This window comes from Vibrio sp. 378, assembly GCF_033339435.1.
Genome location: NZ_JAWOUO010000007.1, coordinates 300,995 through 322,665, shown reverse-complemented (window position 1 = coordinate 322,665; position 21,671 = coordinate 300,995). Strand labels below are relative to the sequence as shown.

Annotated in this window: 20 protein-coding genes and 2 tRNA genes; 9 read left to right on the top strand and 13 right to left on the bottom strand. The window is 44.7% G+C overall.

Features of this window, described 5'->3' with window-relative positions; genetic code table 11:
* Positions 1–3 precede the first annotated feature (3 nt).
* Complete coding sequence (locus tag R7Q48_RS15430) at positions 4–438, bottom strand: hypothetical protein (RefSeq protein ID WP_017633960.1); 435 nt, start codon at positions 436–438, stop codon at positions 4–6.
* A gap of 302 nt (positions 439–740) precedes the next feature.
* Between R7Q48_RS15430 and R7Q48_RS15425 the strand changes: the two genes are divergently transcribed.
* Entirely contained in the window at positions 741–3,185 is a 2,445-nt protein-coding gene (locus tag R7Q48_RS15425; RefSeq protein ID WP_256902875.1) for a collagenase, read from the top strand.
* 161 nt (positions 3,186–3,346) lie between these two features.
* On the opposite strand, the gene R7Q48_RS15420 is transcribed toward R7Q48_RS15425, so the two are convergent.
* From R7Q48_RS15420 to R7Q48_RS15390, 7 genes are all read right to left on the bottom strand, one after another.
* The gene (locus R7Q48_RS15420) at positions 3,347–5,143 is read right to left on the bottom strand and encodes an aminopeptidase P family protein (RefSeq protein WP_256902876.1); all 1,797 of its coding nucleotides are present in this window, start codon (positions 5,141–5,143) and stop codon (positions 3,347–3,349) included.
* Positions 5,143–6,135: an ABC transporter ATP-binding protein gene (locus tag R7Q48_RS15415; RefSeq protein ID WP_047100689.1), complete on the bottom strand. Its 993-nt coding sequence runs from the start codon at positions 6,133–6,135 to the stop codon at positions 5,143–5,145. The genes R7Q48_RS15420 and R7Q48_RS15415 overlap by 1 nt, the downstream gene beginning before the upstream one ends.
* A 9-nt stretch (positions 6,136–6,144) precedes the next feature.
* On the bottom strand, positions 6,145–7,128 hold the full coding sequence (locus R7Q48_RS15410; protein ID WP_213880148.1) for an ABC transporter ATP-binding protein: 984 nt from the start codon (positions 7,126–7,128) through the stop codon (positions 6,145–6,147).
* Positions 7,129–7,138: 10 nt separating this feature from the next.
* Positions 7,139–8,071: an ABC transporter permease subunit gene (locus R7Q48_RS15405; protein ID WP_005377839.1), complete on the bottom strand. Its 933-nt coding sequence runs from the start codon at positions 8,069–8,071 to the stop codon at positions 7,139–7,141.
* A gap of 9 nt (positions 8,072–8,080) precedes the next feature.
* Positions 8,081–9,001 (bottom strand): oligopeptide ABC transporter permease OppB, encoded by a 921-nt coding sequence (gene oppB / locus R7Q48_RS15400; RefSeq protein ID WP_318132367.1) that lies wholly within the window; start codon positions 8,999–9,001, stop codon positions 8,081–8,083.
* Between the two features lie 144 nt (positions 9,002–9,145).
* Complete coding sequence (locus R7Q48_RS15395; RefSeq protein ID WP_215810295.1) at positions 9,146–10,756, bottom strand: peptide ABC transporter substrate-binding protein; 1,611 nt, start codon at positions 10,754–10,756, stop codon at positions 9,146–9,148.
* Positions 10,757–11,020: 264 nt separating this feature from the next.
* Positions 11,021–12,127: a M20/M25/M40 family metallo-hydrolase gene (locus R7Q48_RS15390; protein WP_136976262.1), complete on the bottom strand. Its 1,107-nt coding sequence runs from the start codon at positions 12,125–12,127 to the stop codon at positions 11,021–11,023.
* A 538-nt stretch (positions 12,128–12,665) separates the two neighbouring features.
* Between R7Q48_RS15390 and hppD the strand changes: the two genes are divergently transcribed.
* From hppD to R7Q48_RS15350, 8 genes are all read left to right on the top strand, one after another.
* On the top strand, positions 12,666–13,739 hold the full coding sequence (gene hppD, locus R7Q48_RS15385) for a 4-hydroxyphenylpyruvate dioxygenase (RefSeq protein ID WP_005388950.1): 1,074 nt from the start codon (positions 12,666–12,668) through the stop codon (positions 13,737–13,739).
* Positions 13,732–14,862, top strand: a complete 1,131-nt coding sequence (locus R7Q48_RS15380; protein WP_042521907.1) for a homogentisate 1,2-dioxygenase — start codon at positions 13,732–13,734, stop codon at positions 14,860–14,862. The genes hppD and R7Q48_RS15380 overlap by 8 nt, the downstream gene beginning before the upstream one ends.
* 9 nt (positions 14,863–14,871) lie before the next feature.
* Entirely contained in the window at positions 14,872–15,909 is a 1,038-nt protein-coding gene (locus R7Q48_RS15375; RefSeq protein WP_114322409.1) for a fumarylacetoacetate hydrolase family protein, read from the top strand.
* Positions 15,910–15,930: 21 nt separating this feature from the next.
* Positions 15,931–16,599 carry a maleylacetoacetate isomerase gene (gene maiA, locus R7Q48_RS15370; RefSeq protein WP_206957294.1) on the top strand — a complete coding sequence of 223 codons (669 nt, stop codon included), beginning with the start codon at positions 15,931–15,933 and terminating at the stop codon, positions 16,597–16,599.
* Positions 16,600–16,794: 195 nt separating this feature from the next.
* Positions 16,795–17,454: a DUF2726 domain-containing protein gene (locus tag R7Q48_RS15365; RefSeq protein WP_005377831.1), complete on the top strand. Its 660-nt coding sequence runs from the start codon at positions 16,795–16,797 to the stop codon at positions 17,452–17,454.
* A 119-nt stretch (positions 17,455–17,573) separates the two neighbouring features.
* Positions 17,574–17,912 (top strand): hypothetical protein, encoded by a 339-nt coding sequence (locus R7Q48_RS15360; protein ID WP_005377830.1) that lies wholly within the window; start codon positions 17,574–17,576, stop codon positions 17,910–17,912.
* Between the two features lie 179 nt (positions 17,913–18,091).
* Positions 18,092–18,168: transfer RNA gene (locus R7Q48_RS15355), tRNA-Val, on the top strand.
* Positions 18,169–18,201: 33 nt separating this feature from the next.
* A tRNA-Val gene (locus tag R7Q48_RS15350) sits at positions 18,202–18,278 on the top strand.
* 258 nt (positions 18,279–18,536) lie between these two features.
* Here R7Q48_RS15350 and R7Q48_RS15345 read toward each other — a convergent pair.
* From R7Q48_RS15345 to R7Q48_RS15325, 5 genes are all read right to left on the bottom strand, one after another.
* Positions 18,537–18,767, bottom strand: a complete 231-nt coding sequence (locus R7Q48_RS15345) for a hypothetical protein (RefSeq protein WP_017820907.1) — start codon at positions 18,765–18,767, stop codon at positions 18,537–18,539.
* Between the two features lie 129 nt (positions 18,768–18,896).
* Positions 18,897–19,535 carry a DJ-1/PfpI family protein gene (locus R7Q48_RS15340; RefSeq protein WP_054729556.1) on the bottom strand — a complete coding sequence of 213 codons (639 nt, stop codon included), beginning with the start codon at positions 19,533–19,535 and terminating at the stop codon, positions 18,897–18,899.
* A gap of 165 nt (positions 19,536–19,700) precedes the next feature.
* On the bottom strand, positions 19,701–20,099 hold the full coding sequence (locus R7Q48_RS15335; RefSeq protein WP_017820909.1) for a VOC family protein: 399 nt from the start codon (positions 20,097–20,099) through the stop codon (positions 19,701–19,703).
* Positions 20,100–20,304: 205 nt separating this feature from the next.
* A complete protein-coding gene (locus R7Q48_RS15330) occupies positions 20,305–20,943 on the bottom strand; it encodes a hypothetical protein (RefSeq protein WP_054865570.1) in 639 nt (212 codons plus the stop codon).
* A 126-nt stretch (positions 20,944–21,069) separates the two neighbouring features.
* Complete coding sequence (locus tag R7Q48_RS15325) at positions 21,070–21,519, bottom strand: nuclear transport factor 2 family protein (RefSeq protein WP_005377826.1); 450 nt, start codon at positions 21,517–21,519, stop codon at positions 21,070–21,072.
* Positions 21,520–21,671: the final 152 nt, after the last annotated feature.

Here is a 21,671-nt window from a genome sequence, read left to right as displayed (position 1 = left end):
ATATCACTCTGGTAGCTTAATGCCAGCTTGCTCGAAACGTGCCAAAGGCGACTTGTTTGATCGCTGATACCAACTAGCTGGCATGTTTGATTTAAGTCGCGCTTTTTCTTCCTTGCTAATCACAACATAATGCAAAAACGTATCAAGTGTGGTTCCCATCACGTCGAATGTCATTTCCCCATCTTTGCTGATGGCTTTCAATAACCCAGCGACGGTTTCCTCAGAAACTAACGGTTCAACCACCGCGTTTTTTCGCTCTTTTATTGACGTTGAAGCGGGCAGGTTTGCACGTGCCGTCTCCCAGCAAACTTTGTTGGTTTTACTGATAAGGTTGTGCTTGTAGCAGTAGTAACTGAATAAAAAGCGTGGCAGGTTTTGCCAGCGTTCGGCTTGGACTTCTAACCAAAGGTGTTGTAGCTCAATATCAGCGTCGGTCATAGGAGTTGTTTAGCAAAAAGAAAAGAAACCATTTTATAGCTTTTGTGAGGAGCAATAAAAGATATTTGAATGGAAAGATAAACAACTAGTTGATCAATATTACTAAAGCAAATCGATTTCTGGCAAGCCCGTGCAACGGCAACTCGAGTACCAAAAACTGATACCGCCACATCTAGTTGTTAACAAAATGTTTCTTCTTGTCTTGCGAGTAGATTATATGGAGATGCTCTTGCAGTAATAAGGGCAGTGGCGATGCAAAAGACGTAATGCATCTAAGGAAAACTCAATATAGAAGAAATTAGATGGAACTGAAGACTTTGAGTGTCGCGATTGCGACAACATTAACCAGCACTGGCGTATTTGCGTTAAGCGAGCCAGTTTCTCAAGTTACAGAGCAACATGCACATTCGGCTCATACACACGGTGTTGAATCCAATCGAGTTGAATACCAACCAACCGCAACTCTCCCTATTCAGCCCTCCAAGGCAACTCGAGTACAGTCACTTGAAAGCCTTGATGAGTCGAGCACTGCTTGTGATTTGGAAGCATTGGTTACCGAAAGCAGTAACCAATTGATCGGCGAAATTTTAAGTCAGGGCGCGACGTGTGTGAACCAGCTATTCTCTGCTGAAAGTCGGATTCAAGAGTCGGTATTTAGCTCCGATCATATGTACAACATTGCGAAGCGTACTACGACATTGGCGAAGGGGTATACAGGTGGCGGGAGCGATGAACTAGAAACGTTGTTCTTATACTTGCGCGCGGGTTATTACGCCGAGTTTTACAATGACAACATCTCATTTATTGAATGGGTCACACCAGCGGTGAAAGAATCAGTGGATGCGTTTGTTAACAACGCAAACTTCTACGAGAACAGCGATCGTCACGGCAAAGTGCTTAGTGAAGTCATCATCACTATGGATAGTGCGGGCTTGCAGCACGCGTACTTACCACAAGTGACCCAGTGGCTTACTCGTTGGAATGATCAATACGCCCAGCACTGGTATATGCGCAATGCGGTTAACGGTGTTTTTACTATTTTGTTTGGTGGGCAGTGGAACGAGCAATTTGTGCAAATAATTGGCAATCAAATGGACCTTGCCAAAGCTTTAGGCGATTTCGCTCTAAGGGCGTCATCAATCGGTACTGAAGATGAGTTTATGGCCGCGAATGCGGGGCGAGAGCTCGGGCGTTTGACCAAGTATGCGGGTAACGCGAGTTCTGTGGTGAAGAGTCAGCTAAGTCGAATCTTTGAACAGTATGAAATGTATGGTCGGGGTGACGCGGTTTGGCTTGCGGCGGCGGACACCGCCTCATATTACGCAGATTGTAGTGAGTTCGGAATTTGTAATTTCGAAACTGAGCTAAAAGGCTTAGTGCTATCGCAAACTTATACTTGTAGTCCAACAATTCGAATATTGTCCCAGAATATGACGCAAGAGCAACACGCGGCCGCATGTTCTAAAATGGGTTACGAAGAGGGTTACTTTCATCAGTCATTAGAAACTGGTGAACAGCCAGTAAAAGATGACCACAACACTCAGCTCCAAGTCAATATCTTCGATTCAAGCACTGATTATGGTAAGTACGCAGGGCCAATTTTCGATATTAGTACTGACAATGGCGGTATGTACTTGGAGGGCGATCCTTCCCAGCCGGGGAATATTCCCAACTTTATTGCTTATGAAGCCTCTTATGCGAACGCGGATCACTTTGTCTGGAACTTAGAGCACGAATACGTGCATTACTTAGATGGTCGATTTGATCTCTATGGAGGGTTTAGTCATCCAACTGAAAAAATAGTGTGGTGGAGTGAAGGCATTGCAGAGTATGTCGCTCAAGAAAATGACAACCAAGCAGCACTTGAGACGATTCTAGACGGCTCGACATATACCTTAAGTGAGATTTTCGAGACTACTTATGATGGGTTTGATGTCGATCGAATTTATCGTTGGGGGTACTTAGCTGTACGCTTTATGTTTGAAAATCATAAAGATGACGTAAACCAAATGCTGGTGGAAACACGCCAGGGGAATTGGAGCAATTACAAAGCAACGATCACCCAATGGGCGAATTTATATCAAAGTGAGTTTGAGCAGTGGCAGCAAGCCCTTGTCTCAAATGGTGCACCTAATGCAGTCATAACCGCAAACAGTAAGGGGAAAGTCGGTGAAAGCATTACATTTAGCAGTGAAAACAGTACAGACCCAAACGGGAAGATCGTCAGCGTCTTATGGGACTTCGGTGATGGCTCGACAAGTACACAAACCAAGCCGACGCACCAATATGGGAGTGAAGGGGAGTATTCGGTCAGCCTAAGTGTGACAGACAGTGAAGGCTTGACGGCAACCGCCACTCATACTGTTGTTATCTCAGCGTTGGGCGGTAATGACACATTGCCACAAGACTGCGCGGTGCAAAGTAAAGTAAGCGGTGGACGCCTAACAGCAGGAGAGCCCGTTTGCTTGGCAAATCAACAAACCATTTGGCTGAGCGTGCCAGCGGTGAATGAGAGCTCAAATCTGGCGATAACGACGGGAAACGGTACGGGCAACCTAAAGCTTGAATACAGTAACTCTGGTTGGCCGGATGGTACTAATCTTCACGGGTGGTCAGATAATATTGGTAATGGAGAGTGTATTACGTTGTCAAATCAGAGTAACTACTGGGGCTATGTTAAAGTATCTGGTGACTTTGAGAATGCCGCCATCGTCGTTGATTTTGATGCTCAGAAGTGTCGTCAATAGGGCATTTTAACTGCATCATTTTAATTTAATTGATCGCCTCGCTAACATTGCGGGGCGTTTTTGTTTTTCACGCCGTTATCTCTATAAAAAAAACCAGCCCGAAGGCTGGCAAACAAGGAGTTTGAGATGAAAATGAAAACGTTATAAAGCTTGCTGATATCCTATTTCTCAATAAGTTGGGTTGTGCGTTGAAGCCAGTTTTTATCTTGCGTATCAAGAAAAGGGCTAAGTGCTTGATAGACTCGTGAATGGTAATGATTGAGCCAGTCTAGCTCTGCTTGATCTAGCATTGATAAATCAAGGGCGTTGGTCGCAATTGGAGCAAGAGTGATGGTCTCAAAACCGTAAAACGTGCCGAACTCATTTTGTTCTACTTCTACAACTTTAAGAATGTTCTCTATTCTTACCCCGTACTCACCTTCGCGATAAACGCCTGGTTCATTAGTAATGACCATACCCGGTTTTAGTTCAACCTCGTGGTGGCTTTGCGAGAAATTTTGTGGGCCTTCGTGAACATTCAAGCAAATGCCCACGCCGTGTCCAGTGCCGCACTTGTAATCAATACCATGTTGCCATAAGACGCCACGCGCCATGATATCAAGATTGGCACCCGTAGAGCCTTTCATGAATCGAGTCTGAGTCAGTCGGATGACCGCTTTGAGCACCAAGGTATAATCTTTGCGCTGCTTAATGGTCGGTGACCCGAAGTGGAAAGTACGGGTGATGTCTGTTGTCCCGCCAAGGTATTGGCCACCAGAATCGACGAGAAAGAAGTTGCTTTCATTGACTGCCGCATTGCTTTCTTCATCGGCGGCATAATGCATTTTTGCCCCGTGAGCTGCGAAGCCTGCGATAGTGCGGAAACTGTCACTCACATAATGTCGGGTTTGACGGCGATAGTGATTCAGTTGTGCCTCAGCAGACAATTCTGTAACGAGTCCGCTTGGAACTTGCTCTTCGAGCCAGTTCATGAACCTTACGATTGGCACACCATCATCTGTTAATGCCTGTTCTAGGCTAGTTAGCTCGGTCGCATTTTTTATGGCCTTCATTGCCGTTACAGGGCAAGCCATTGGCTTTAGATTCACATTCTGTTCAATCGAACTCACCAATAAGCTGTCTGTGTGGGTCGGGTTAAAAGCGAGCGATAATCCCTCACATTGCTGATTTAAATACTGACTTACGTAGTTGTAATGGCGAATGTGTACACTCTGCTCGGTCAGCGCTCTTTCAACGTCTTGAGGCAGTTTGGCCTTATCAATAAACAGTGACGCAAGTGATTGCTCTACGATTAGATAGGCTTCTGAAACTGGGCAGTAATTCGTATCACCACCTCGAATATTCATTGTCCACATGACATCATCTAGCGTTGACACTAATAAGCTATCTACTTGGTTCTCGGTTAACCAAGAACGGATTCTCGCTAACTTATTTTCAGTGTCAACGCCAGCAAAAGCGATGGGGTGCTCGAATACGGGTGCACTTGGGCGAGGTGGTCTTTCAAGCCAAATCGGTGTGAGTAAATCTAGGTCGAGAATGATCTTAATGTTTTTCGCTTCAAAGGCTTGTTTGAGGCCTTGATAAAAAGCGTAACTGATGGCGCGCCCGTCAACCGCGATAATACTGTTTTCTGGTAGCGTGGTAGCCAGCCATTTGGCAACTGTCGGCGTTTCTGGTTGTTTGGCTTTAAACAGTTCAAGTCCTGTGCCGTGTAACTGTTCTTCAGCTTGAATATAGTAACGACCATCAGTCCACAGGCCACCACCTTGTTGGGTAATGACGACATCGCCTGCTGAGCCGGTAAAACCTGAAATCCAGCTTCGCGCTAACCAATGATCCGCTGAGTATTCACTGTTATGTGGGTCATTGTTGGTCACGATATATGCAGACACGTTGTGAAAGGACATTGCCTCACGCAATAACGTAAGGCGTTGGTTTACTGAGTTAGTATTGTTCATTAAATGGTTCCTAAAGTCATATTTGAGCAATAGATATGATGCTGCTCCGAGCCTGTTTTTATTGGGTTCTGTTGCCCGCATACTTCTGTTGCTTCTGGGCATCGAGTACGAAAAACGCAACCGCTAGGTGGGTTAAGTGGAGAAGGAAGGTCGCCGGGCAATAGTTGTATTTCACGGTCACGTGCTAATTGCGGATTAGCTATCGGGACAGCAGATAACAGTGCTTTGGTGTAGGGGTGTTGTGCATCATCAAATACTTGATCGTAACGTCCTACTTCCATAGGTTTACCAAGATACATCACCATAACGCGGTCGCTGATGTGGCGCACCACGCTTAAGTCGTGCGCAATCATCACCAGTGTTAACCCCATTTCTTGTTTAAGATCATCTAGAAGATTGATGACCTGAGCTTGTATGGAGACGTCTAGCGCACTAACGGGTTCATCACACACGACCAAATCTGGATTGAGAATTAATGCTCTGGCAATGCCCACACGCTGGCATTGACCTCCGGAAAATTCATGTGGATAGCGGTTTCGCTGGCTCGCCAAGAGACCCACTTTATCCATCATAGCGATGACACGCTTTTCTACCTCTGCCCGTTTAAGTTGTGGCTCGTGGGTGAGCAGTGGTTCGGCGATGCATTCTGAGATGGTTAATCTCGGATTCAAACAAGCGGATGGGTCCTGAAACACCATCTGAAATTCTCTACGTCGAGAGGAAAGGTCTTTTTTACTAAACCCGAGCATGTCTTGACCTTTCCAAGTCAACTCGCCATGTGTAGGTTCAATTAAGCGAAGTAAGGCGCGTGCAAGCGTTGATTTTCCGCAGCCTGATTCCCCCACAATGCCAAGTGTTTCACCTCTATAAACATCTAAGTCGATACCATTGACCGCTTTCACGATTTTACGTCGACTTGGAATAAGGTGACGCGAAACAGGAAAGTGGACGTTTAAATCACGAGCAGACATGAGGACTTCTTTTTTGTTCATAACGCCTCCTTAAGCTTTTATTTGAATAGGAGTGATAACACTGGGTGCGTTAACGTGACAGGCAATGGACTGGCTCGTGTTTAATGGAGAAAACCGTGGGGTTTCGTATTGGCAACGCGTCTCTCGATGCTCGCACCGCTCTCTAAACGGACACCCTTTATGGTTAATCAACGCACTTGGTGGGTTACCTGGGATGGTTGGTAAACGCGGCATATCTTCAGTGATAGAAGGAATAGCCTTTAGCAGGCCTTGAGTATAGGGGTGAGCAGGTTGAGCGAACAATGTCTCGGTATCTGATTGCTCCATTTTTTGACCACCATACATGACCAATACGCGATCACACATCTCGGCGACGACGCCCATATCGTGAGTGATCAGTAAAATGGCCGTATTGAACTCTTGTTGTAAGTCTCGTAATAGCGTCAAAATTTGAGCTTGAACGGTTACATCTAACGCGGTGGTTGGTTCGTCTGCAATTAACAACTCGGGCTTACACAACAAGGCCATCGCTATCATGATTCGCTGACGCATTCCGCCAGATAATTCGTGAGGGTATTGATTCATCCTAGTTTCGGGAGAGGGAATACGCACCGCATCCAACATGTGAATCGATTCAATTTTTGCTTGTTTTCGGGTCATTCCTTTATGAATCATGAGAACTTCACAAAGCTGTTTGCCAATTTTCATAAATGGGTTGAGTGACGTCATCGGATCTTGAAAGATCATTCCGATTTTCTCTGCACGGATGCGGTTGAGCTGCTTTTTAGACATCGCGAGTAAATCATCACCGTGGAACATTGCGCTTCCAGACACGGCGCCGTTATCCGCGGTTAACCCCATTAATGCGAAAACAGACTGGCTTTTTCCCGAACCTGATTCCCCAACAATCCCAAGAGTTTCGCCCGCTTTAATCGAGTAGGAGAGATTACTGACCGCTTGCACTTGCCCATCTGGCGTATCGAAGCGCACGTTCATGTTTTCAATAGATAGCATGGGTTTGTCCTTATCGGTCTTTCGGGTCAAGAGCATCACGCAAGCCATCGCCGATGAAGTTAAAACAAAAGAGGGTGGCAACTAAAAACAGAGAGGGAAAAAGCAGCATCCACAATGCAACGTCAATCGTTTTTGCGCCTTCGGAAATTAGGATTCCCCAGCTCGTGTCTGGTGGTTGAACACCAAGCCCTAAGAAGCTCAAAAACGATTCGAACATAATGAATCCTGGTACCATTAATGAGGAATAAACCATCACGATCCCAAGCACATTAGGCAGAACATGGCGTCGGACAATTGTCAATTTAGAAACCCCAATAGAGTGTGCGGCTTCGATGAACTCTCTCTTTTTTAGACCGAAGGTGACACCACGTACAACACGGGCAATGCCCAGCCAAGATACCATTCCGATCACGATAAAAATCAGGTAGATGTTGTTGCCAAAAAGGGTAACAAACAGGATAACCATAAACATAAATGGCACCGAATCGAGCACCTCAATAATGCGCATCATTACGCTATCGACAACGCCGCCAAGATAGCCGGAAATACTTCCCCAAATCGTACCAATAACAACGGCGACTAAGGCGCCGACAAAACCCACCAAAATAGAGAGCCTGCCGCCTTGCATCGTGCGAGCAAAGACATCTTGCCCGAGATCATCGGTACCAAAGTAATGGCCACTGCTCAGTGAAGGTTTCCCTAGCTCGTATGGATCGATGAGCACTTCCCAGTCAATTTCATCATGGCCAAAAGCGGCAAGAGAGGGGCCGAAGGTGATGCATAAGGTAATGAACGCCAAAACATACACTGATGTCATCGCGGCTCTGTTTTTACGAAATCGAGTCCATGCATCCTGCCAAAGACTGCGACCTTCGACGGCTTCAATATTGTCGACGACTTGATCTTGCAGAGCTTGTGTATCCAGTTTTTTTATCGTTAACATGCCGGACTCCTAAACGCGTATACGAGGGTCGATCATCGTATATAGCAAGTCGACCACAAGGTTAAAGAAGATAGTGAGTGAAGCGACAATCAGAGTAATGCCCATTACTAGGCTGTAGTCGCGGTTGAGAGCCCCAGACACAAAGTGTTGTCCCATGCCACCTGTACCAAAGAAAATGTCGATAATTACCGAGCCTGTCACGACAGACACAAACGCAGGGCCGAGCATCGCAACGACGGGAATCAGGGATGGTCGCAAAGCGTGATGGAATAAAATGTAGGTTGTGGACAAACCTTTGGCTTTTGCCGTTCGAATGTATGGTTGGTTGAGCGTTTCAATCATTGCGCCACGCATGACGCGTGCAATACTCGCAATGGAGCCAATCGCCAGGCTGAGCACGGGAAGAACAAGAAAAGCCAGCTTTCCTCCTTCCCAACCACCAGCAGGGAACCAGCCGAGCTGAATAGCGAAGATCATGACTAAAACTGGAGCAAGCACGAAAGCCGGAACCACAACTCCAGTCATCGAAAGTGTCATCAGGCCGTAATCTAGGCGGCTATTTCGGTTCAATGCCGCAATGGTGCCAAGTAACATGCCAAGTGGAACGGAGATACAAAAGGAGAGTACGCCTAATACTGCTGAAACTGGCCATGATTGTGCGACGAGCTGTGTAACACTGAAGTCTTGATAAACGAAGCTCGGACCGAGATCTCCTTGTATGAAATTACCAATGTAAATCCAAAACTGAGTAAGGAAGGGCTGGTCCAAATGGAATTTTGCTTCGATATTCGCACGTACCACCTCTGGCATAGGCCGTTCCATATCAAATGGCCCCCCTGGTGCAATGTGCATCAGCCAAAATGATACGAGTGCGATGAATAGAAGCGTGGGGATAGCGATAGCTAATCGCTTAACAATGTACCAAATCATGATCCATCATCCTTTGGTCATCCGAAATCACTTCGAACGGTTATGAATAAAAAATGGTCTGAGCTCAGGTTGCCTTCTCCACCGAGAGATATGAGGAACGGCAAGTAAACATTGAACTTGCCGACTCAGACCGAAAACATGCTTTTAGTGGGCTTTTACATAGACATTCTTGCGGTAGTACGACGACTCAGGGTTTGTCAGTTCGTAGCCGCCCACGTAAGGCTTGATGAGGTATTGATCGTTACCCGGACGATAAATAGGAATAATGGCCATGTCTTCAATCAGCATGCTTTCTGCTTGTAGATACAGTTCTGATGGGTTGCTCATGGTCTTTGAGCGAGCCATTAACTCGTCGTATTGCGGGTTGTTATAACGAGAATCGTTGTACTCGCCACTAGAAACGAAGATATCCAACCATGTAGAGGCTTCATTGTAGTCGGCCGTCCAGCCGCCGCGAGTAATGTCGGTCGGCTCTTTAAGTGCGTAGAACACTTTCGGTTCTAGCTGTTTTATCGTGACTTGCGCACCCAATCGGCTTTTCCACATGCCTGCCATGGTGGTTGCCATTTTTACGTCCATCGAGAAAGTTGGTACGGTAAACGTTAACTTAAGCGGATTGCTTTTATCGTATCCAGCTTCTGACAGTAATTGCTGCGCTTTTTCGATACGTTTATGGCGGTTCCAAGTTGCGAACTCAGGAGTGTGAGATTTAAAACCATCTGTTTGAGGTGGCACAAGGGTATACATTGGAACCCCACCGTTTCTCAAAATAGCACTTGTTAACAGTTGACGGTCAATGGCATATGAGAGGGCTTTACGAACCCGCACGTCTTTTGTTGGCCCTTGTTGAGTGTTGAGGTAATAGAATGTGGAGCCAAGAGACGCACTGGTGCTTGCCACTTCTTGTGGGCGTTGTTGAATTAACTTTTTCTTCTGAGCGGCAGGAATGGAAACCGCTTGGTCTATCTCACCAGCTAGGTAGCGGTTTAGCACTACGTTTGCATCACCAATTGGTAGCCAGGTGACTTTTTCCAGCACTACATTGCTTGCGTCCCAATAATGTGTATTTTTAACCATCACCAGTTTTTCGTTAACTTTCCATTCAGAGACAGTAAACGCACCATTTGTAACTATATGTTCTGGCTGGGTCCAACGGTTGCCATGTTTTTCAATGGTCGCTTTATGAACGGGGGCAAGCACTGGATGACTTAATAGTTTCGTAAAGAAGGGAATAGGCTCTTCGAGTGTTACCTGGAACGTTTTTTCATCCAGCGCCTTCACGCCCAAAGACTCGGGTGCGGCGTCGCCTTTCATAATGGCTTGCGAGTTTTCGATATTTGGAATGGCCGCAAACCAAGCGTACGGTGAAGCAGTGCTTGGATTCAGTAAGCGTTGCCAACTGTAGACAAAATCTTGTGCAGTGACCGTTTCGCCATTTGACCATTTTGCATCACGTAAGTGGAAGGTATAAACTGTATTGTTGTCATTGACTGACCAAGATTCAGCAACACCAGGAATGGTTTTACCTTGCTTATCTTGAATGACCAGACCTTCAAACAGGTCTCGACCGAGATTGAAAGCGGGCTCTGCGGCTTGCTTGGCTGGGTCAATAGAAGTAACTTCAGCCCCATTGTTTAGCGTAATTTCTTGTGTCTCATCGAGGGTCACACCTACGGGATACGGCGCGGCATAGCTTGATGTTGCCAGTATTGGACTCATCATCGACGCTAATAAAAGCAACTTAGGTAATTTCATCCTTGTCTCACTCTTTTCATCCTGAAAGATGCCAAAAATGTATATTGTATAAATTGTCTACACAATCGAGTTTTAACATTACTGTAACAGGGTGTCAGGTGTTGAGCTGTCTGGTCTCAAAAAGTGAGCTAGGGGAATTTCTTTGAAGATCTGATATCAAGTTGGCATGACGGGAAGTAATTTTGCTTCGATACAAATTAAAATCCCCTTCAAGCACAGGCTAGAAGGGGAAGATAGTCAGTCTGCTCTTCAAAAGGCACGACGTTAACTGACTAGGAAATGTTTCACGAACTCAGTGATTTTGACCATATCACTTACCGCGATAAACTCTTCTGTCGTGTGTACTTTTGCCATGCCAGTTGAAAGGTTGACCGTTGTGAGACCTTTCTTGTTAAAGTTATTGGCATCGCTACCGCCGCCAGTGCCTTTTGTGAAGGCGTCAATTCCCAACTCTGAAAACGCTGTTTTTATAGCGTTTACGTGTGGGTGGTTTTCTTCAATAACAAAAGCGTCGTAGGCTCGGCTAGATTCAATTTCGACTTCTGCACCGTGTTTTTTACAGACAGACTCTAATGTTGAGATCATATGATTGACCTGAGCATCTAGTTTATCGCCATTCAGGGAGCGTGCTTCTGCCACGATTTTTAATTCAGGCATAACAATGTTTGTGGCCTGACCGCCGTTAACCATACCGATGTTGGCTGTCGTTTCTTCGTCGATGCGAAGTAGCTTCATTTGGTTGATAGCATCAGCCGCCACCATGATCGCACTGATGCCTTCTTCTGGCGCAAGCCCTGCGTGTGCTGGTCGACCTTTGATTTTTGCCATGATCTTTTGCTGGCCTGGGGCTGCGGTCACAATGGTGCCAATAGGGCCACCCGTATCTAACACGATTGCTTCCGTTGAAGTGACGTGTGACATATCGAAGTATTGTGAACCGAATAAACCGCCTTCTTCATACACGGTGAAAGCAAGTTCTAACGTTTTGTGCTCACGGTTTTCCGCTTGAATACAACGAACGGCTTCCATGATGGCAGCAATACCAGATTTATCATCGCCACCAAGAATCGTATTGCCTTTTGAACGGATAACGCCGTCTTCGATGATTGGCTCAATGCCAATACCTGGAGTGACCGTATCCATATGACAGCTCATTAGAATAGAGCCGTCTTTTTTGCCGTCTAAACGGGCGTACACGTTAAAACCGTTAGAAATGTGCTCAGGTACTGGAAGTTTGCGTACGGTAAAGCCTAGCTCGCCTAGCTGTTCTGCCAGTGTTTCTGCAATTTGTTTTTCGTTTTTTGATTCGCTGTCGATACGTACTAGTTGGCAAAAGTGTTCAACTAAGCGTTCTTGATTGATGTGTGTCATTAGATGTCTCTTTTTCTGATCGAGCGTGAAGCCTTGTGGCTCGGCTCGATAGGGAACAGAGCACCACTTATGGCACAGTTACTTTTGAATAAAACTGAGGTGAATCAATAAAGGGGTATCCATGACACGATTCTGACCAATGAGCCTTTCGAACTGTATGAAGCGTCACGAAACATTACTTTTGATGTTTTGCAGGATCAAATGAATAAATCGGATAGAGATAGGGTGCAATAGACTTTCCATCCCCTTTTGCTTTTTGAGCTACGTTGCCAAGATAAAATGCCAAAGTAACAACTTGTTTACATTTTATGTGGTGGCGTAAAGCCGAAAATATCAATCTAATATATTGAAAATAAGCAGTTTGTTTGATGTTTACGAAAGTGGGTTCGATGCGTTCTCTGTGTGTAACATATATTTTACAATTATGCGTAAAAATCGCCAAGATAAAGATTTCTCCCCACGTATTCCAATTTCTCAAGACCTGCGCCAAGTTAGAAAAATAAGTCCAAACAAAAGCTACTGAGACAAGGAGAAAGTCATGGTTGATGCATATAACCCACTAGGAACAGACGGATTTGAGTTTGTTGAATATACTGCTGCTGACAACAAAGGCATTCAACAGCTTAAAGATCTGTTTATATCGTTAGGTTTTGCGGAGATTGCAAAGCATCGCTCAAAAGAAGCGTGGTTATATCGACAAGGTGACATTAGCTTTATTGTGAATGCGCAGCCGCATAGCCAAGCTGAGGGATTCGCCAAAGTTCACGGTCCGTCGGTTTGTGGCATGGCATTTCGTGTGAAAGACGCCACAGTTGCTCTGGCGCATGCGTTAGAGAAAGGCGGTAAAGAATATAAAACGGAAATTGGGCCGATGGAGCTAAGCATTCCTGCTATTTATGGCATCGGTGAAAGCTTGCTTTATTTTGTCGACCGTTATGGAAAGCAGAGTATTTATGATGTCGATTTTCGTTTTTATGATGATGCTGATGAACGTTTATCAAAAGCGAATGTTGGTCTTTACGAAATCGACCACTTAACGCACAACGTTAAGCAAGGCAACATGGATGTCTGGTCTGGTTTCTATGAGCGCATTGGTAACTTCCGCGAAATTCGTTATTTCGATATCGAAGGTAAGCTGACTGGTCTTGTCAGCCGTGCGATGACCGCACCTTGCGGCAAAATCCGAATTCCTATCAATGAGTCGTCAGATGATAAATCACAGATTGAAGAGTTTATCCGTGAATACAATGGCGAAGGTATTCAACACATCGCATTGACCACTGACGACATCTACGAAACGGTCAAAACCTTGCGTGAGCGAGGCATGGACTTTATGCCAACGCCAGATACTTATTACGAGAAAGTCGATCAGCGTGTTGAAGGCCACGGTGAAGATGTAAGCAAGCTTCGTGATTTGCAGATTCTTATTGATGGTGCACCAACGAAAGATGGCATCTTGCTACAGATCTTTACTCAAACCGTTATCGGCCCTGTGTTCTTCGAAATCATCCAACGTAAAGGCAATGAAGGCTTTGGCGAGGGTAACTTCAAAGCGTTGTTTGAATCGATAGAAGAAGACCAAATTCGCCGAGGAGTATTGAGCGATGCATAAATGGATCACATTCCCTCACCGGGAGGGAGTGTGCTCTAAACAAGCACATGCTGACTTCCCGGAAGAGGCAATTTATGAACGTGAGGCAGGTCGAAGTGGCTTCTTCGGCCCCGCAACACATTTTCATCATCAACATGCCCCAACGGGGTGGTCTGAGTGGGAGGGCGAGCTACGTCCACGAGCGTTTGATTTTAATCTAGTCGAAAAAGCCAGCCATATTACCCCTTGGGCAGTCCCGCATCTATTACACAACGCGAATTGTAAAGTTCGTGTTTGGCGTATGGATGAAAAAATGGACTTCTTGGTGAGAAATGCAGATGGCGACGAACTGCTATTCATCCACCAAGGTACGGCAGATCTCTACTGTGATTATGGTCATTTGAAAGTGAGCGAAGGGGATTATGTCATGATCCCGCGCTCAACGAGCTGGCGTTTAGAACCAAGCGAGCCGATGTTCATTCTGATGATTGAAAACACCGATGCGGCTTATACATTGCCCGAAAAAGGCATGGTTGGAAACCACGCGGTGTTTGATCCGGCGGTTTTAGAAACGCCGTCGATCAACGATCAGTTCCGTGCTCAATATTCTGAGAATCAAACACAGGTTCAGGTGAAACGCCACGATAAAGTCAGTGTTATCACTTACCCATTCAACCCGCTGGATGCGATTGGGTGGCATGGTGATTTGGCGGTAGTAAAAGTGAACTGGCGTGATATTCGTCCACTTATGTCACATCGTTACCATTTACCGCCTTCTGCACATACTACATTTGTAGGAGCAGGATTTGTGGTGTGTACCTTCGTTCCTCGTCCAATTGAAAGTGATCCTGGAGCGCTCAAAGTACCGTTCTACCACAACAATGACGATTATGACGAAGTCTTGTTCTACCATGCAGGTGATTTTTTCAGCCGTGACAACATTGAAGCAGGCATGGTGACATTCCATCCAGCAGGATTTACGCATGGTCCTCACCCGAAAGCATTCAAAGCAGGGCGAGAGCATAAGAAGACTTTTGCCGACGAAGTTGCGGTCATGATTGATACGCGTCACGCACTTCAGTTTTCGGATGAGCTGGAAAAAGTAGAAAACAAAGAATACGTCTATAGCTGGCAAGAGAAGTAAGAGGCAAGGATGAAATTAGCAACCAAGAAAAATGGCACTCGTGACGGTTTGTTGATGGTCGTGAGCAAAGACTTAACGCGCTGCGTACCTGCGACAGAAATTTTCCACCCTATGAACTTAGCACCGACGATGCAGGTGGCGCTTGATAACTGGGATACGCTAGCACCGCAACTGGAAGAGCTATACGTTGCACTGAACAATGGCACGGTTGCAGGGTATGAAGAGTTTGAAGCGCACTACTGTGAGTCGCCGCTTCCTCGCGCTTATCAGTGGGCTGATGGCAGTGCTTACGTAAACCACGTTGAGTTGGTTCGAAAAGCTCGCGGCGCTGAAATGCCAGAGAGTTTTTGGACGGACCCGTTGATGTACCAAGGAGGCTCTGATGCCTTTATTGGACCTTGTGACAACATCGAGTTTGCGAGTGATGAATGGGGTATTGATTTCGAAGGTGAAGTTGCTGTGGTAACTGGTGACGTACCAATGGGCGCGAGTGTTGCAGAGGCTCAGGAGTCGATTCGTTTGATCATGCTGGTGAATGATGTCTCACTGCGCGGTCTAATTCCGGCAGAGTTAGCTAAAGGGTTTGGTTTTTTCCAATCTAAACCTTCTTCTGCGTTTTCTCCTGTGGCAGTAACACCTGACGAACTAGGCGATGCGTGGTACGAAAACAAAGTGCATTTACCACTGGTCTCGACATACAACCACAAGCCGTTTGGTCGCCCAAATGCGGGTATCGATATGACGTTTGATTTTGCAGACTTAATTGTTCATGCGACTAAAACGCGCCCGCTATCTGCTGGGGCAATTATAGGTTCTGGCACGGTCTCTAATAAGCAAGGCGCCGAATATGGCACTTCGATTGAGGAGGGTGGTGTTGGTTATTCATGTATCGCGGAAGTTCGCATGATTGAAACCATTCGTGATGGTAAGCCGTCGACTAACTTCATGTCGTTTGGAGATTCAATTAGATTGGAAATGTTCGATGCGGATGGCAACAACATATTCGGTTCGATTGACCAACAAGTTAGCCAATATCTCAAGCACTAACAGTGCTGGTTGGGAGACGATATGAGCGATAGCATGATTTTATACGGATACTGGCGATCATCGGCGGCATATCGTGTGCGTATTTGCTTGAATCTTAAAGAGTTATCGTATGATTCAAAATCGGTACACTTGGTGCGCAATGGTGGCGAACAACACAGTGACGAGTACCATGAGTTAAACGCTTCTGAACTGGTTCCTTTGCTAGTGGATGGGGAGGTTCAGTTAACCCAGTCACTGGCGATCATTCAATACTTAGAAGAACACTACCCGGATGTCACTGTGATCCCCGAGCAAACGCCGCTTCGATACCAAGCGCAAGCTTTGGCTCAGGATATTGCAATGGAGATTCATCCCCTGAATAACTTAAGAGTTCTACAGTATTTAGAGGGGGAGCTAGCTTGCGAACCAGAGCGCAAAGTCGCTTGGATTCATCACTGGATCCACAAAGGTTTTACAGCATTAGAAGAGAAACTTCAGAAGCATCGTAAACTAAATGGTGATTGCAAGTTTAGCCTGACAAGCTCGCCATCTATTGTCGATATTTGTCTGGTACCACAATTTTATAACGCACAACGCTTTGGTGTAGATACCTCTCTTTATCCAACCATTAACGCTGTTGTGCAGTCATGCAATCAACTGCCAGCTTTTATTGATGCGATGCCAGAGAATCAGCCAGACGCTAATAGTTGATTCTTAGCATACATAATGTATTAACAAAATTTAAACGAGCCAATCCAAGTGTGTGATTGGCTCGTTTTTATTGGTGAGCAAAATTTTCTGTTTCTCGCTATCGTCGTGGCGCCTCAAAATTGCGAGGTTTTGTTGCTCTGCATAACATTTCCATTTACGCTTTGAGCAACGAGTTGTTTTGGATGCACTTTATTTATGACCAACATTTTTATCATTGTTGTTCTTCTGGTTTTATTCTTCTTTGTTATTCAAAAGTACGTGATTAAGCACGATGACACGCGTGATTATCCTTATCGCTCGAAAGGCCCTCTGCTCAGAGGTCAAGAGGGTGCGTTCTATAATGCGTTAAGAGCGGCGGTCGGGGAGCATGCCGTAGTATTCGCGAAAGTAAACATGTCCAGTTTGGTTACGCCAAAAGAAATCAAAAATAAGAAGCAGTTTTTTGTCGCGAACAATCGTATATCTCGAAGCTATTTTGATTACGTTATTTGTGACCCAAGGACACTAGAGCCGCGCGTTATCGTTGAATTGGATAATGGGCAGGAGCTAAACAAGGGTAAGATAGAAAGACAAAAGTTATTGATTCATGTTTGTAAGACGGCCAACCTGCCTTTAATTGGCGCCTCGATAAAGCACAGTTATCAAGTTGGGCGATTACGTCGTTTGCTTGCGGCACACATTGATTTGATTGAGCCCGATAAAGAAGTGCGCTTTTGCAAAAAATGCGGCAGTCCGATGATCATTAAAACCGCAAGCCAAGGTGAGTTCAAAGGGAGACGTTTCTTTACTTGTAGCCGTCAGCCGAATTGTACATACACCGAAAATTATAACGTTGTGTTTGAGGCGGACGACTAAACACGACAATTAACCTGCAGAAATAAGGGGCTTTGATTAGAGATGATCAAAGCCTTTTTTGTATCTGTCCTCAAGGCAAGACCTATACTTTGAAAAAGAGTGCAGAATAGGGCAGCCATATGCGATACGGATGGATTTTGTCAGCATTGTTCATCGCATCTAATGTTAGTGCGATACCTAATTTGAAACCACTGGAGTGTGAATTGACAGAGACACCCCAAGATCATTTCTTGTTTTACCGAGAGCAAATGGTTTACCACAGTGAGCAGTTTGTCATATTTCAAAACTTCAAAGGCAGGGTGAGCACTCAAGTGGACGTCAAAACAGGAGAGTTGATTCGTACAACCTATATCGGCGAACCATTTAAACCTAAATATCAGATTTTGTTCGGCACTTGCCCTAAGGTATCGCAAACCTTACAGATTTGGATGCTCAGTGAAGTGCCTTACGACAATTAAGTGAGATAATAAAAGTTATATAGATCACACTTTTAAACCCTGCAGGCTCAGTCCTTGTCGATAAAATCATCTGAAAACGCGTGTTGAGTTTACATTTTCGCCAAACGGTTCAAAGTTGGTAAATTTGTGCTTGCACCGTCGTTCGCTTATAGCTAATATCCTCGTCGTTCCAGAGAAATGCGTCCGTAGCTCAGCTGGTTAGAGTATCGCCTTGACATGGCGGGGGTCGGTGGTTCGAGTCCACTCGGACGCACCATTCTGAATTGAATGGTTAGGAACATAAAAATTTGGGTCCGTAGCTCAGTTGGTTAGAGTACTACCTTGACATGGTAGGGGTCGGCGATTCGAGTTCGCCCGGACCCACCAAATTTTAAAAAAGCCCACCTTTTGGTGGGCTTTTTTGTGTCTGTAATTCATTGATACTCAAGTAAAACTACTTCTTTTCTTGTCCCTTGTTTTTGCTCTGCGTTAGCCCCTTGTTAAAGATAAAAGCGCACTACCTGATCCGCAACACAACCTCAAAACCCTAAATGCAATGCATAAGGTGCATACACTTCAAACCCACTAGAGCCGTCTATAAATCATGTTGCGTGCCACTAGCCGTGGCATTAGAGACACTGACTATTAATCTAAATTATCTGGCGTGTGAAGATTGGTGCCGCATATTGTACATTTGTAGTCACCAGTCGCTTCGCCTTCCATTAATGAGCTAATTATTGCTGCAAATAGACCTGAGAAGAAACCTTTAGCTTTTTTCTCGGTCTTTTCCTGCGCTTTAGAGAAGCTTTCGTACCGATGTAGCGTTACTTCTTTACAATTACAGCAAAACGCTCTTGTCTCTTCAGAACCGTACATTTTTACCAATTGATTTACTCCCTGTAAGTTAATTTCCCCAAGTGGCGTTATGTTCAAGGGTAAGTCGCACAAGACTGATGTGTGACTTACCCTAAACACTAAAACTAACGTATTGTAAAACACCACATGTTATGAATGATTATTTAACGCCTTGTTATCCGAGCTTGCTAACTCTGCTGATTGAATAGTTGTGGCAATAAGCTCTTCAAACAGCTCTAATTGCCCAGCAGGTATCAATTGATTTTGTATAGCTTTTCGTTTGTTTGAGTCAAATAGCCGCTCTGTTAACCAACCAATTAGATACATCAGTGAAAGGCAGCCACCGGCCGTCGCTACATTACCGTCTATCACGAGAGGCAGATCCTGAACATCTCCTCCCATACTTTGTAGAACATCCTTTGCATCTGGGTTTGTTGTTAATCGCTTGCCTTTTAGTAAACCGAGTTCATGGAGGATGAATGATCCCGCACAAATCGAACCTATTAGCTGCCTATTTGGATCAAGATTCAACGCTGACATAAATTCAGCATCTTTTAAAGCGGCTGGAATACCCCGTTTGCCGCTTGTAATAAGAACGACATCTTGATTCGTCACCTCAGAAAGGTGTCCGTCTGTTTTAACTTTCATACCGAGGTGGGAATGATGTTCAGATTTAGTTCCAAGTATACTTACTGTCCAACTGTCGGTTGTGCGCCCCAGCAAGTCATACATAAGAAAGAAATCGACATCCGTGAAATCATCAAATAAAACAACGCCGATTTTATACATAACATTTATCCTTTTGGACTTACTCGTAAGTCGCAAAATGTGTAGTAGGAGGGGAGGGGCATTCGATACACAAGCTTCTGCTAAGCACCTTAAATACCAAAGGCGGTGCAAACTAACAATGCCATGTGTACCAAATCCCTATTATAAAACTTTGTTATGTTTGTTTTATGAGCCTGCCCAGAAAAACTCAACCCTAATACCACTTGGGTCGTAACACATTAAATGTTTTGCGGGTCCTGTTTTAACAAGCTCGGGACCAAACTCAATTTCGATTCCCGACGCCATAAATTGATCACGCAACTCATCGAGTTGCTTCTCAGTCTCTACGAGTAAAGCTAAGTGATGCAAACCAATATTCGTTTTTCTGTCAAATGGAGTGGCGGCATCAGCCTTAGCCGCCCATAGTGTAAGCATGATATGCCCATCACTCACAAATATTGCCGGGTAGTCTGGATTTCTTTTTACTTCACTCCAACCTAATTGTTCAGTGAAAAACTTCGCGCTTGCTTCTAGGTTAGATACGGTTAAACCTACGTGGTGTATGCCTTTTGTTAACACAGTCACTTTGTTTCCTTACTCGTTTTAATGGCTATCGAACAAAGATAACTCGATAAAAAGTAAGCATCAATACACATATATTGATTAACTTCGTCAATCTATTCGAATACGGTAATCCAACTGGAAACATAACATTGTAAACAAGAACCCCAATCTTGAACTAAAAATTAAACTTAGAGTTCATTCTTAAGTGCTGTATTAATCAAATACATTAATAGCCATAATATTTAAGCCAGCCTATAGGGCATATCATTCCATTAAAGGTTTGAATGTTCTTATTCAAGCTAACGTCTTCCAATTTGTAACAGTGAACAACATTACTAGTCGAAGTAGATGCTGGTGTTGAATACGTCACAGGTTTAGAAGCGTTTGCTTTATGTATTTCATGTGCTCGCTGCTGGTTTATCGCCACTTGATTCTTGTGATTGTTAACTTCTCGCAACCCAGATTCTAAGGGTAGGTGCCAATCCTTACATGTTGTTCCTAAACCATCATTCTGAGACTGATATTCTGATAACGCTACACGAGCTTCATTTACAGACTGATCGATATCGGACTGATCGACTAGCCAAGTAGAAAAAGAATAGTTAATGGCCTCTCGATAGTTTACGGATTGCTCTAAGCTATAAGCATCGGAGTGAAAACAGGCCTCTACCACTGCCCATTGAGTCGATAGGTTTGATAATACGTTTTCAGGTATAGGCTGAAGCTGGCTTTGCGTAGACTGGCAACCGGTTAGAAGAAAAGGGACAGGGAGTAGTTTTAGAAAAAATTTTTGGTTCATTTTAATTTTAAAATTAGTGCAATCTTTTTCATTATCATAATACAGGACGATTGAAGAAAGTAGCATTTCTATCAGTAAGGGAATATAGCTAACGCACTGATAAGGTGTGAGTAAAGCGATATCAAAGCCCTCAACACACCTTAACTACGAATACTACCGCATAACAAAGATGCTATGCGGTAGCGGTAGTATTCAGGCTTGAACAGTTTGTCGCACGTTGCTCTCGCCTGACAGCACGGAAATTCTCTCAAAATCTCGACTCGGGAAGTCAGGGTCTACGTACACAAACATACGACTTATCATTTTTCCTTCAAACTCAAATACACTACAAAAACGCCCTGTGGAAACTTTGTTGTCCGGCCAAGAGGTACCATCACTCATTACGCCGCCTTCCTGTCCTTCAACAATGACCTTGTTTCCAGCAGTCGTTATTTGAAAGCCGTCTATGTCGTGCCAGATACTAATCAACGAGCTACCAATCCTATTGCCAAACTCCACTAAGGCACTCTTTCCTTTCGCTTGCCCAAATTTAGGAAAGAAAAAATCAACATCCTCTGAGAATAGATCCAGATAGCTAGGATCACCGGCATCTATTTTCTCGAAATACTTAACTACTAGCCCAACTAAATCGTCTTTTTCCATAATTATTTCACACCCATATTAGCTTTACGCACAACGCAGGGTTAAGTAGTAAGCGGAGCGACCACTCAACCTGAACGTTTGCATCTTAAACACCGAGTACATTTAAACTGAAATTGCCAAGAGTTGCGAATCTTATTGAAGTGCTTTGTTAG

Bases quoted from the DNA above. Each gene is read 5' to 3' on its own strand.
- R7Q48_RS15415 (WP_047100689.1), bottom strand. From the start codon at position 6,135: ATGAACAAAAAAGAAGTCCTCATGTCTGCTCGTGATTTAAACGTCCAC.
- R7Q48_RS15375 (WP_114322409.1), top strand. From the start codon at position 14,872: ATGAAATTAGCAACCAAGAAAAATGGCACTCGTGACGGTTTGTTGATG.
- R7Q48_RS15345 (WP_017820907.1), bottom strand. From the start codon at position 18,767: ATGTACGGTTCTGAAGAGACAAGAGCGTTTTGCTGTAATTGTAAAGAA.
- hppD (WP_005388950.1), top strand. From the start codon at position 12,666: ATGGTTGATGCATATAACCCACTAGGAACAGACGGATTTGAGTTTGTT.
- oppB (WP_318132367.1), bottom strand. From the start codon at position 9,001: ATGATTTGGTACATTGTTAAGCGATTAGCTATCGCTATCCCCACGCTT.
- R7Q48_RS15380 (WP_042521907.1), top strand. From the start codon at position 13,732: ATGCATAAATGGATCACATTCCCTCACCGGGAGGGAGTGTGCTCTAAA.
- R7Q48_RS15425 (WP_256902875.1), top strand. From the start codon at position 741: ATGGAACTGAAGACTTTGAGTGTCGCGATTGCGACAACATTAACCAGC.
- maiA (WP_206957294.1), top strand. From the start codon at position 15,931: ATGAGCGATAGCATGATTTTATACGGATACTGGCGATCATCGGCGGCA.
- R7Q48_RS15405 (WP_005377839.1), bottom strand. From the start codon at position 8,071: ATGTTAACGATAAAAAAACTGGATACACAAGCTCTGCAAGATCAAGTC.
- R7Q48_RS15390 (WP_136976262.1), bottom strand. From the start codon at position 12,127: ATGACACACATCAATCAAGAACGCTTAGTTGAACACTTTTGCCAACTA.
- R7Q48_RS15430 (WP_017633960.1), bottom strand. From the start codon at position 438: ATGACCGACGCTGATATTGAGCTACAACACCTTTGGTTAGAAGTCCAA.
- R7Q48_RS15330 (WP_054865570.1), bottom strand. From the start codon at position 20,943: ATGCTACTTTCTTCAATCGTCCTGTATTATGATAATGAAAAAGATTGC.
- R7Q48_RS15325 (WP_005377826.1), bottom strand. From the start codon at position 21,519: ATGGAAAAAGACGATTTAGTTGGGCTAGTAGTTAAGTATTTCGAGAAA.
- R7Q48_RS15365 (WP_005377831.1), top strand. From the start codon at position 16,795: ATGACCAACATTTTTATCATTGTTGTTCTTCTGGTTTTATTCTTCTTT.
- R7Q48_RS15360 (WP_005377830.1), top strand. From the start codon at position 17,574: ATGCGATACGGATGGATTTTGTCAGCATTGTTCATCGCATCTAATGTT.
- R7Q48_RS15395 (WP_215810295.1), bottom strand. From the start codon at position 10,756: ATGAAATTACCTAAGTTGCTTTTATTAGCGTCGATGATGAGTCCAATA.
- R7Q48_RS15340 (WP_054729556.1), bottom strand. From the start codon at position 19,535: ATGTATAAAATCGGCGTTGTTTTATTTGATGATTTCACGGATGTCGAT.
- R7Q48_RS15410 (WP_213880148.1), bottom strand. From the start codon at position 7,128: ATGCTATCTATTGAAAACATGAACGTGCGCTTCGATACGCCAGATGGG.
- R7Q48_RS15420 (WP_256902876.1), bottom strand. From the start codon at position 5,143: ATGAACAATACTAACTCAGTAAACCAACGCCTTACGTTATTGCGTGAG.